An 11,260-nucleotide genomic window follows, 5' to 3' on the forward strand; every position below is an offset into this window, starting at 1 on the left:
TTATGTAAAATTCTCTCTAGGCTCTGTGAACATTTTTAATTGATTTACTATTTTGAGAGATTTTTTAGCGAAAATTAATAAGATTTTTGCCGGAATAGTTATTCATATTTCAAAAAAATCTTATAATTTGCAGCAAAAAATAATCAAAATTAAACCTTTTTAGAAATGCCCACAGAGCTTAACTATTATCAATAAAAACTTACAACCACTTCCGTTTCTTAAAATATTTATAGGTAATAATTGTAGATAATAGCATTAAGAATAAGGCTATAGGATAACCATATGGTGATTTAAGCTCAGGCATTACGGTAAAATTCATACCGTAAATACTGGCTATTAAAGTGGGTGGGAGAAAAAATATAGTAACCAACGAGAAAATTTTAATAATATTATTTTGTTCAATAGCAATCATACCAAGTGCTGCGTCTAGAGTTCTTGCAATCTCACTAGATATAAATTGTGAAAAATTAATTATTGAGTCTACGTCTCGAAGCAATGTATCTAATAGATCCTTAGATGCTTTATTTTGAGTTATTTGTGGAGATTTTAAAATATATTGAATAGCCATAGTTAAAGAAAATAAGCACTCACGACTTTTAGAAAGTAAATCACCCTTTCGACCTATTTTCTTTAATACATTGGTATGATCTATACGCAAATCATTAATGTTATTATCAAGTATTAAACGTCCATAATCATCAATATCCATACTAATCGACTGTACAATATTCGATAATCTTGTTACCATATTACGAAGTAACATAAATAAAATATTTTCTGCATTATGTTTGTTATTAAGCTGCTTAGCAAATTTATTTATACAGTCATTAAAGGGTATTAATTCTACATAACGAACTGTTATAAGACAACCTTTATGCAAAATAAATACTATAGAATGTGTTTCAGGAAATTCTTGCTCTTTATTAACGAGTTCCGTAATAGTTAGATATAACGCCTCATTTTCAACATATAACCTCTCGGAGATCTCAATTTGTGATATATCCTTTAAAGTCGGTATTTCTATATTTAATGTATTTTTTACTATTACTTTTTCTTCATCGGTTATATTGAATAAATCAATCCATAATGTGGATTCATTAATAATATATTCTTCATTTTTTACTATAGAATTATTTTCCTTTAAATATGTAGTTATCATATAATCTCAAATATGTTTTTGTAGAGATTAACAAATTTCATAATTTAAATCAAACTTTATAACTCTTCAGAAACATTTGGTTATATAATTTGAAGTTTTAATATTAACATTTTTAGAATATAATTAATGTACTTAACACTATAATAATACATTTGCTAGAATTATATGATAACTTTCGACAAGATGGAAACATTTCTTGGTTTGACAAAGAAGTTATTGAGTTAGGTATCTTATTTTTATTTCTAATAATTCCTACATATTTTGTAATAAAGAATAAGCTTTTTATAAATGCAATTTTTATAGCATTTTATCTTTTCTGCTACTTTGATCTTTTCGTATTGGTATATCGATTTTGTATCCCTTATTTTCTAAATAACAAATAATATACAATATAAAACCATCCAAAAAACCCATGAATGATAGCCCATAATATTGATTTATTCACATTAAATGATATTACTATTGCAAGTATTGTACCAAGAGAAATACCACCATATCCTAAGTAATTCATATATTTTACCCTTAATATTTTTTAATATTATTGTAGGATATTTATTATGTTTTATTAAGACATTTTATGAATTAAAAGTAATTAATTTATATATTATTGTTTAAAAACTACTTTATGAGACTGTTAACAAAATAGATTTAATGGATAAGATTTTTGAGAGGATATCTCCTATTTTAAAAAAATCTTATAATTTGCAGCTAAAAAAAGCAAAGAGTCCACAACATGAAAAATAACAACAGTTATTAAATGTTCAGCATTAGAGAACTTAAAAAGACATTACCGCCGATTTTTTAAGTTCTATCTAAATATATACGTTCCTTATAAAAGCAGAACTTTATATATTAATTATTTTTTCGCAGTAAGATTCCAAATTTTCTCTGCTTTACTTCCAAGCCACCAAAAGCTTATTCCTAGAATTGTAAAAAATACTGCTTTATGAGTTGTATTCCAAAAATATTCAAAAAATCTTGTATATAAATTAATAAATAAAAAAGTAACTCCGAATCCCTTAGTTATAGAATTATCTTGTTTTAAACCGTGATAAATAGCTGCTCCGGACATTAAAGCAAATAATAAAGACCAATGAAATAATTCTATCGGTTTTACCGAGTTTAAGTAATAATCTTCAGGGTCATAATTTCCAAATATTGATAATAACCACATTGCAATAAATGAATATAATAAACCAATTACAAGAGTTACTTGAGTAAAATGATTGAATTTTTTATTTTCCTCTAGTGCAAGAGCAAAAAATGTTAAGATTCCTCCAAATAATATAAAACGTAATGGATAATTCATACCTAAGTAATATGCTCCCCATCCTGACATATACCCGGTTTCTGCTCCCATCCAACTCCCTAGTGAAATTAAAGCAAAGCACCAAATTAAATTTGATTTAGAGAAATATCCTAATATGGCATAAACAATAAAAGATAAAAGCAATAAAATGGAAAAATGACCACTCCCTGAATCAAATGCTTTTCCTAGTTGATAAATAGCACAAGCAGTGGTTAAGACCCCTAAAAATAATATTGCCCAATTGCTAAAAATTTTCTCTGGTTTTTGTTGCTGTCTTTTAAAACCAACAAAATAAATTATTCCCGATAAAGTTGATAAGGTAATAAATTTCAGCAGATACGGAGCATTAAAAATATATTCTAATAATTCTCGTAGATAACGATCAGACAAAATAGCATTAATAGCAATAACTATACATATTAAAGAAATCCAAAAAGAATATCTAGCTAATTTCTTCCAATCAAAATTTAATATTTCTATATCGTTTTTAAGTAATATAGTCGTATTATCATCAAGTAAACCGGTGTTATTCCATTCATCTAATGCTGAAAAAAGTATCTTTGCCTGTGATTTAGCAATTTTCATAAGTTAATCTAAATATCTCCAAAATTTTAATAAAAAGATATTATTAATATAAAAATATGTCAAGAATTACTAGATTCTGTAGACAAACCTGCCTTTAGAAAGAGTATATGCAATAAGTCTAATGAGTACATAAGCAAATAAGTTTTGTTACCCATTACTTTAATTTTTTCTTTAGAAAAGATAGGATTGTTTTTGAGAAGAGATATAGGAAATTGAGAAAAGAAAATTATAGTCTTAAAAGCAAACAATTAGTTAAAGATAGTGACAGTAAATATTTGGACTGAGTAAAATTACTTATATAAATATAAGCAATATACTAATTTAGTCTTTAAGGAGGTAATCCAGCCGCAGGTTCCCCTACGGCTACCTTGTTACGACTTCACCCCAGTCGCTAATTTTACCGTGGTTGGCTGCCTCTTGCGTTAGCTCACCACCTTCAGGTAAAACCAACTCCCATGGCGTGACGGGCAGTGTGTACAAGGCCCGAGAACGTATTCACCGCGGCATGCTGATCCGCGATTACTAGCGATTCCAACTTCATGCTCTCGAGTTGCAGAGAACAATCCGAACTGAGATGTCTTTTAGGGATTTGCTCCACGTCGCCGTCTTGCTTCCCTCTGTAAACACCATTGTAGCACGCGTGTAGCCCAACCCGTAAGGGCCATGATGACTTGACGTCGTCCCCACCTTCCTCCGGCTTATCACCGGCAGTTTTCTTATAGTTCCCGGCATTACCCGCTGGCAAATAAGAATGAGGGTTGCGCTCGTTGCGGGACTTAACCCAACATCTCACGACACGAGCTGACGACAGCCATGCAACACCTGTGTGTGGTCCAGCCGAGCTGAAGGAAAGCATCTCTGCGATCCGCGACCACCATGTCAAGGGTTGGTAAGGTTTTTCGCGTAACATCGAATTAAACCGCATGCTCCACCGCTTGTGCGAGCCCCCGTCAATTCCTTTGAGTTTTAATCTTGCGACCGTACTCCCCAGGCGGAGTGCTTAATGCGTTAGCTGCGAAACCGAAAGAGATTCTTCCGATATCTAGCACTCATCGTTTACGGCGTGGACTACCAGGGTATCTAATCCTGTTTGCTCCCCACGCTTTCGTGCATCAGCGTCAGTTGTAGCCCAGATGACCGCCTTCGCCACCGGTGTTCCTCCTAATATCTAAGAATTTCACCTCTACACTAGGAATTCCATCATCCCCTACTACACTCTAGATTAGTAGTTTTGAAAGCAATTCCGAGGTTAAGCCCCGGGCTTTCACTTCCAACTTACTAAACCGCCTACGCACTCTTTACGCCCAGTAATTCCGAACAACGCTAGCCCCCTCCGTCTTACCGCGGCTGCTGGCACGGAGTTAGCCGGGGCTTTTTCTGCAAGTAACGTCATTATCTTCCTTGCTAAAAGAGCTTTACAACCCTAAGGCCTTCATCACTCACTCGGTATTGCTGGATCAGGCTTTCGCCCATTGTCCAATATTCCCCACTGCTGCCTCCCGTAGGAGTCTGGGCCGTGTCTCAGTCCCAGTGTGGCTGATCATCCTCTCAGACCAGCTACAGATCGTCGGCTTGGTGAGCCGTTACCTCACCAACTACCTAATCTGACGCGGGCTCATCCATCAGCGATAAATCTTTCCTCCGTAGAGAATATACGGTATTAGCTTTTATTTCTAAAAGTTATTCCGTACTGATGGGCAGATTCCCACGTGTTACTCACCCGTCTGCCACTAACTAATTGGAGCAAGCCCCAATTAGTCCGTCCGACTTGCATGTGTTAAGCATACCGATAGCGTTCGTTCTGAGCCAGGATCAAACTCTCAAGTTTGATTCTGTCAGTTTTACTTTAAAAAATTGACAGGTTTAATTATCACTTTTGTGATATGTACATGTTTACTGTCACTATCTATATCTAATTATTTACTTTTAAAAACAGCTGCGACTTTTTTTCATTTATCGCTTTGGATAGGTGTAGTTATATGCAATATAATCAGCCCTGTCAACTACAATTTTGAAATTATTTTATTTTTTTATTTAATACCTATTTATTTAACAAATTCTCTAATAATTCTTCAGAAGGAGTTTGCCCGTTTAACACTAAATTAGGGTTATTTAAAACCTCATCATCCAAGGGTTCAAACCTCCCTCCAAGATGCTTTGCTAGAAAGCGTTCTGTTATATAGTGATACGATATTTTACTATATGGATCACAAAAATTATGATTTTCATTTTTATATAAAGCATATATTACAGGAATATTATGTTTATTCATTACTTCTACCATTTTGTCCGATTCAGTTTGTTTTACTATTGAATCTTTAGCTCCTTGAATTATAAGTAATGGTTTTGTTATATTATTAGCATAAGTTATAGGGGATTGTTTTATTAACTTTTCCCTTTGCTTTTGCGTTTTATAAGGTCCTATGTTTATTTCTAATTTATTTCCTTTAAAATTGTAATTTTCAGGAAGATTTTTTAAAGATGCTATTAGGTCAGGAGGACCGGCAATATCTATACCGCAAGCAAAAAGTTCAGGTGTAAAAGTTAAACCCGCAAGTACTGCGTACCCACCATAACTAGGTCCCATAATAGCAATTTTTTTAGGATCGGCTATTTTATTTTTAATAGCCCAATTAACTGCATCTATTAAATCATATTGCATTTTTCTGCCCCACTCTCCATTTCCGGCATTTTGAAAACTTTTACCAAAGCCTGTTGACCCACGAAAATTAACACTTAAAACAGCATATCCTCGGCTTGCAAGCCATTGATGCTCTTTATTCATTCCCCATCTATCTCTACGGTTTGGTCCTCCATGAACTAAAAGAACTAAAGGCAAAGGTTTATTTGGATAAATTTTATTAGATAATACTGTAGTATTATTAGGCAAAGTAAGATAACTAACTAAATCTAAGCCGTCCCTAGATTTAATAATTACCGGATTCATAGGAGCAAGAGAATATTTTTCTAACTCAGATTTACTACTAAGTAAAAATTTAATTTGCTTATTTTCTCTATTATATTTGTAGTACTTAAAAGGTTTAATATCGCTGTCAAAAGCAACAATCCAAATTTTATCATCTAGACTACGATGTATAATATGCAAGTTACCTAAATTAAATTTTTCAAGATATTCAATATCTTCTTTAATAGAAAAATCTAATAATTTATACATAGCTTTATCATATTCAGTTACTACTGCTTGAACCTCTCTAGTAACCGGATGTACAGTTAAAATATTAATATCTGTCTTATCATCCTTAGCTAATAATTTCAATTTTCTGTTATTTAAATTTAGTAATTTAAGAGTAACCGTTCCATTACCTCGACCATCAAGTAAATAAATATTATTTCCACTAGTATCAAAATTAAGAAACTTGGTATTATCGATATCTTGAGGAGTTAACTTCATCAAAAATATCCATTTATTATTTTTTAACTGAAAATATTCTTTTTCACCTTTATTATTTTCACGCATTCCAATACGAATATTAAGATCATTATCAATTAGAAAACCAAAAAATTTGTTATTCTTCATGATAAGCTTTTTGGTATAATCAAGAAGATTTAATTCATAAATATCAAAATACTGCTGATCTAGAGACTTCAAGCCAATTAAGATTTTATGCGGCGTATTTACCCTTTTAGCAAAGAATTTAACTTTAATCTTACTTTCAAGAGTTATTAATGTTATATTTTTTGTTTCTAAATTATATATGTATAGTTGATTACTTTTGTAATTATCTTTACTTTGCAAATAAAGAATATGCTTACTATCATAAGCCCACATATAATCATATATACCTTGTTCCAAATTAAAAGAATCTATAATATTTTTTGAATTTTCACTATCTACAATCAGTAAACTTGCTCCTTTATTATACTTTCCAAAATAACTAATATATTTTCCGTTTGGGCTAAAATCTAACTTAAGTTGGTCAGGCGGTAAAAATAAAGTAGCCGTAGGAATAATATCATGTTTAAATTTTTCATCTGCATAAACATTAAAATTTGATAATATAAGTATTGATATAATAAAAACTATTTTTGATAGCATATTTTAAACCTTATATAATTTATAGTTGCATAATTACTATAAGCATAAAAATTATACTCATTTGATCGTATGGTTTTATTTTATACTATAAATTTTTAATTTACAATTATAGCTGCAAAAATAATTAGTTTTTGCAGCTATCAATAATTAAATAATGTAGAGGTTTTATGAGTAAAGACAAAAGTGGTTCTAAAAATGATAAGAGTGGTCCTTCAAATTTTTTCAGTGGTTTTTTTGATTCTATTACTAGAGCTGCGTGTGAAAGCACTAAAGAATCGTGGGGAGATAAGTGTCCTCACGATGTAAATGTTGGAGGGAATGTTTATGATCCTGGTGGTAAAGGCGATAATTACAGCGGCGGAGAAATCAGGCATGGGGGTGACTAAAAGAAACTTTTAAAAATTACAATCACAGGCTTTCTGAAAATAGAAATTCAATAAGCAATTTTTAGAAAGCCTAACTCACTACTGTAGCCCTACTTTTGACGTCCGGCTTTCAAATCCAGCTCTTTTAAATCGAATTTTATATCGATTACTGCTCCCTCTTCTTCTCTGTTCGCTATATCTAGAATGCCGCAATGTTCTTCAACTATTCTTTTGACTATAGCAAGCCCTACTCCCATACCTTTACTGCTGGTCGTAACATAGCTTTCGGTAGCTTTGCCTATTAGCTCAGGTGGGAATCCTTTACCGTTATCTATTACAATAACGCTAATAAAATCATCTTTAGCATCTATAGTAACTTCTATTTTTCCGGATTCTCGCCCTTCTATTGACTCTTCTGCGTTTTTCAATAAATTGATCATAACTTGATTTATTTGGGTAGCATCACACATAAAATCAAATTGATCTACGTTAGACTCAAATTTATATAAAATATTCTCATTAAGTAATTTACGTGCTTCAACAATATGCTTAACTAAATAAACTAATTCACTCTTCGTAAATTTAGGAGCAGGAAGACGTGCAAAAAGAACAAATTCGGACACTATATTTTTAATATCGTTAGTATGACGAATAATCATTTTTAAATAATTTTCAAATTCTGCCTTTTCCTTAATTTCAGGACTAAATTTCTTAAGCAATCTTTCAGAAGCAAGTAAAATAGGAGTTAACGGGTTTTTGATTTCATGGGCTACTTTTTTTGCAACATCCGACCAAGCCATCGCTCTCTGTGCTATAACTAAATCACGTTGCTGACGGGAAAGCTGCTTAATCATTCTATTAAATGCCGCATAAAGCGTACCTATTTCGTCTTTATCTACTTCATTTTCAGGCACTTGTACCGTTAAATCACCGTCTTTAACTTTGTCAGTTGCAGTAACTAATTTTTTAATAGGCTTTACTATTTTAGCGGTAAATATAACCCCAAAACTTATAGCTACAAAAAGAAGTAATAAGGCAATAAAGATAAACATTATAGAGAACTTAATCTGTATATTATCTATTTCGTTTTTAAGGCTATTATACTCGGCAGCTGCTCCGTTAGTTGCATCTACATGGTCGATAATTTTATTATCTACTAATCTACCGACTAATAAATACACATCATTATATTCTTTTAATTTAATCAGCATCCTTATTTTGGTTGGATCGGATTTTACTTCCACCGGTTCCCCTAAATCTGCTTTTTTAATTAAATGTGCGGGAATAGTTGCAAATGATAATGAAAAACTTAAATAACTATTAGCTACTATAGTATTAGTAGATTTGTTTAAAACTATAGCTTCATCAAGCGAACGCATCTCTGCTTCGGTATTAAGTGTTTTAGTAAATAAAGCGGGATTATGAATTAAATCATAATACATATCGCTTAAATCTTCAGCAACGGCTAGAGCCGTTTCTTTTAGCTGTAATTTATGCTCGGCAATATAAGATTCCGCAACTATTACCGATTGATCAAGAACCGTAGAAATCTTCTTATCAAACCAAGCTTGAACACTAAGATTAAAAAAATAAACAGAAAATACTGAGACAATTATAGTTGGAATAGCTGCAACTAAACTAAAAGCAATTACAATACGATTTTGTAATTTAGAACTATCGTTATTACTATTTTGAGTAAAAAATTTTTGAGTTAGTAAAACGCCTAAAATTAAAAAAATTGCTAAATCAACTAATAAAAATCCAATAATCGTACTAAAATTCTTTGATTCTAAAGATATTACATAAAAAGTAGCACAGGCAAAAATAATAGCTGCTATTGCTAAAGTAAAAATTAGTACTCTACTAGAAAAATAAGAACGTAAATTTTGTTTAAGATAACTAAGCATAGATACTGTTTAATATGACTATAACAGTTCTTTATAGCATAAAAAAAGCTAATTGGGAATATTTGTACTTTAATGTCATTCCTGCGGAAGCAGGAATCCAAAAAAAGCGAGATAAATCAAGCTTTTAAAAAGCTTTAAAGTAATGGATTCCCGCTTCTGCGGGAATGACATCGGACTATGGCATAACGACAGAAAATTACAAAGCAACCTACATAACAAAAAAGCTAGAAATATTAATATTTCTAGCTTTTTATTTAGTATTAAAATTGTTTGAAATTTTATTCATCAAACATTTTTTTACGAGCAAATTTTCTCTGTCTTCTTGCTGCTTCTTGTGCTTTACGAACACGCTTCGCTGAAGGTGTTTCATAATAACGCTGTTCTTTCATCTTACGAAAATAAAGCTCTCTTTGTAGCTTTTTCTTAAAATTCTTAAGCGTATTGTCACAATTACCGGCGTGAACATTTACTAGTATCACTAAAATTACTCTCCTTAAAAGATATTATAGGGTTAGACAATAACTTATATTATCTATATAATTAAGTTATTATGTCAAGGTTAAAAATATGAACATTCAGGAAGAACACAATATCAAAAAAATAAGCTTCGTGCAATCTTTATTAGAATTATTACCGTTTAATGAATGGAATAATAAGCTACTTGAAGAAGCAGAAGAAAAATGCGGCTTTGCTAAAGGCTATAGTTTAATAGTTTTTCCGGAAGGTTTATCTGAAATAATAGAATTTTTTGAAAGCTATTTAGATAATATTATGTTAGAGAGCTTAAGCAAGGTAGAAGAACCTCAAAAAATAAGAGAAAAAATATTTTTAGCGGTAAAGATCCGAATCAAATCGGTACTTCCTATTATTCATAGTAAGAATGCCGCTTATTTTGCGTTAAACCCAATGCAAGGAACTGAAGTTGCTTTCCGTAGTTGCGATGCTATTTGGCGTTATGCCGGTGATAAATCCCTTGATTTTAACTATTACACCAAAAGAGGTTTATTACTCTCGGTTTATGTCTCATCTATTCTTTTTTATATTCAAGACGAATCGGAGAATTACATTGAAACCGATAAATTTATTGAGACTTCCGTAGAAAATATAGTAAAAACTTTCTCACAGATGAAAAAATTACTCGACCCTTCAAATATTCCCATAGTTAGAATGTTTACGTAAATACACTCAGTTTTTATTGACTAAATTAAGTAATTTTTGGTCAAAAGTAAGTAAAGGCATATTTAAAGATTTGGCTTTAGCTAATAATATACAATCAACTATATGAATATTATATTTCGTATAATATTCTAAAGCATTTAGGTAACATTCTTTTTCACAATGTATACCTTTATAAGTAAGTAGATCTGATAAAGTAATAGAGATTTCATTGCGAGAAATTTTATAAACAGAAGATAGAACAAATATTACTTCAGTAAATATAGTTTGTTCTATTATTAAAATAATCTGTCCTACTTTGACTTGTTCAAATATTTCTCTTGTATGATTAAACATATCTTTATCATCGGCAAGCAAATATCTAACAATAAAATTTGTATCACATATATATTTCATTGTATTTCCTTAACATTTTTATGATGCGAAAATACACTATCTTTCCAAGCTTTATCTCTTACTTCTTCAAAAGAAAGTTCGGTATTTTTTTTATATTTTGCAAATCTGCCTCCTACATCTGAAACAGGAGATAATATAACTTTGTTATTATCATCAATTTCTATAGAAATAATATTACTATTTAAGATCTCTCTAACTTTTTTTGGTAGAACGATTTGTCCTTTAGAAGTAATGGCTAAAGTATTGATATACATGTTAATAATTATTTAATATGACTTACTAATAATATTATTATACCAAATTTAA

10 protein-coding genes and 1 rRNA gene are annotated in these 11,260 nt (G+C 31.0%); 2 read left to right on the forward strand and 9 right to left on the reverse strand.

What is annotated here, in order from left to right:
- Window positions 1-199: 199 nt before the first annotated feature.
- The 5 genes from H6P87_RS04990 to H6P87_RS05010 all read right to left on the reverse strand — a co-directional run bounded on the left by H6P87_RS04990 (window position 200) and on the right by H6P87_RS05010 (window position 7,110).
- Window positions 200-1,159 carry a magnesium transporter CorA family protein gene (locus tag H6P87_RS04990; protein WP_202068804.1) on the reverse strand — a complete coding sequence of 320 codons (960 nt, stop codon included), beginning with the start codon at window positions 1,157-1,159 and terminating at the stop codon, window positions 200-202.
- 361 nt (window positions 1,160-1,520) lie between these two features.
- Window positions 1,521-1,670, reverse strand: coding sequence for a hypothetical protein (locus tag H6P87_RS04995; RefSeq protein WP_011270767.1), 150 nt, complete (start codon window positions 1,668-1,670; stop codon window positions 1,521-1,523).
- Window positions 1,671-2,015: 345 nt separating this feature from the next.
- Window positions 2,016-3,053, reverse strand: coding sequence for a hypothetical protein (locus H6P87_RS05000; protein ID WP_246437778.1), 1,038 nt, complete (start codon window positions 3,051-3,053; stop codon window positions 2,016-2,018).
- A gap of 329 nt (window positions 3,054-3,382) precedes the next feature.
- Window positions 3,383-4,881 (reverse strand): 16S ribosomal RNA (locus H6P87_RS05005).
- A gap of 213 nt (window positions 4,882-5,094) precedes the next feature.
- Window positions 5,095-7,110, reverse strand: a complete 2,016-nt coding sequence (locus tag H6P87_RS05010; protein ID WP_202068806.1) for an alpha/beta hydrolase family protein — start codon at window positions 7,108-7,110, stop codon at window positions 5,095-5,097.
- A gap of 167 nt (window positions 7,111-7,277) precedes the next feature.
- Between H6P87_RS05010 and H6P87_RS05015 the strand changes: the two genes are divergently transcribed.
- Window positions 7,278-7,496 (forward strand): hypothetical protein, encoded by a 219-nt coding sequence (locus tag H6P87_RS05015; RefSeq protein ID WP_202068808.1) that lies wholly within the window; start codon window positions 7,278-7,280, stop codon window positions 7,494-7,496.
- A gap of 89 nt (window positions 7,497-7,585) precedes the next feature.
- Here H6P87_RS05015 and H6P87_RS05020 read toward each other — a convergent pair whose 3' ends face one another.
- The gene (locus H6P87_RS05020) at window positions 7,586-9,382 is read right to left on the reverse strand and encodes a sensor histidine kinase NtrY-like (RefSeq protein WP_202068810.1); all 1,797 of its coding nucleotides are present in this window, start codon (window positions 9,380-9,382) and stop codon (window positions 7,586-7,588) included.
- A gap of 278 nt (window positions 9,383-9,660) precedes the next feature.
- A complete protein-coding gene (gene rpsU / locus H6P87_RS05025; protein ID WP_012148483.1) occupies window positions 9,661-9,861 on the reverse strand; it encodes a 30S ribosomal protein S21 in 201 nt (66 codons plus the stop codon).
- Window positions 9,862-9,949: 88 nt separating this feature from the next.
- Here rpsU and H6P87_RS05030 point away from each other — a divergent pair, with 88 nt between their 5' ends.
- A complete protein-coding gene (locus tag H6P87_RS05030) occupies window positions 9,950-10,561 on the forward strand; it encodes a COQ9 family protein (RefSeq protein WP_202068812.1) in 612 nt (203 codons plus the stop codon).
- Between the two features lie 6 nt (window positions 10,562-10,567).
- Here H6P87_RS05030 and H6P87_RS05035 read toward each other — a convergent pair whose 3' ends face one another.
- Both H6P87_RS05035 and H6P87_RS05040 read right to left on the reverse strand, forming a co-directional pair.
- Complete coding sequence (locus H6P87_RS05035) at window positions 10,568-10,954, reverse strand: PIN domain-containing protein (protein ID WP_202068820.1); 387 nt, start codon at window positions 10,952-10,954, stop codon at window positions 10,568-10,570.
- Window positions 10,951-11,208: an AbrB/MazE/SpoVT family DNA-binding domain-containing protein gene (locus H6P87_RS05040; RefSeq protein ID WP_202068829.1), complete on the reverse strand. Its 258-nt coding sequence runs from the start codon at window positions 11,206-11,208 to the stop codon at window positions 10,951-10,953. Before H6P87_RS05040 ends, H6P87_RS05035 begins: the two co-directional genes overlap by 4 nt.
- Between the last annotated feature and the right edge of the window lie 52 nt (window positions 11,209-11,260).

The sequence above is a fragment of the Rickettsia tillamookensis genome, assembly GCF_016743795.2.
Lineage (GTDB): Bacteria > Pseudomonadota > Alphaproteobacteria > Rickettsiales > Rickettsiaceae > Rickettsia > Rickettsia tillamookensis.

What these genes read in the sequence shown, in the direction of transcription:
- H6P87_RS05015 (WP_202068808.1), top strand. Translation starts at nt 7,278, where the DNA reads ATGAGTAAAGACAAAAGTGGTTCTAAAAATGATAAGAGTGGTCCTTCA.
- H6P87_RS05010 (WP_202068806.1), bottom strand. Translation starts at nt 7,110, where the DNA reads ATGCTATCAAAAATAGTTTTTATTATATCAATACTTATATTATCAAAT.
- H6P87_RS04995 (WP_011270767.1), bottom strand. Translation starts at nt 1,670, where the DNA reads ATGAATTACTTAGGATATGGTGGTATTTCTCTTGGTACAATACTTGCA.
- H6P87_RS05020 (WP_202068810.1), bottom strand. Translation starts at nt 9,382, where the DNA reads ATGCTTAGTTATCTTAAACAAAATTTACGTTCTTATTTTTCTAGTAGA.
- H6P87_RS05040 (WP_202068829.1), bottom strand. Translation starts at nt 11,208, where the DNA reads ATGTATATCAATACTTTAGCCATTACTTCTAAAGGACAAATCGTTCTA.
- H6P87_RS04990 (WP_202068804.1), bottom strand. Translation starts at nt 1,159, where the DNA reads ATGATAACTACATATTTAAAGGAAAATAATTCTATAGTAAAAAATGAA.
- H6P87_RS05030 (WP_202068812.1), top strand. Translation starts at nt 9,950, where the DNA reads ATGAACATTCAGGAAGAACACAATATCAAAAAAATAAGCTTCGTGCAA.
- H6P87_RS05000 (WP_246437778.1), bottom strand. Translation starts at nt 3,053, where the DNA reads ATGAAAATTGCTAAATCACAGGCAAAGATACTTTTTTCAGCATTAGAT.
- H6P87_RS05035 (WP_202068820.1), bottom strand. Translation starts at nt 10,954, where the DNA reads ATGAAATATATATGTGATACAAATTTTATTGTTAGATATTTGCTTGCC.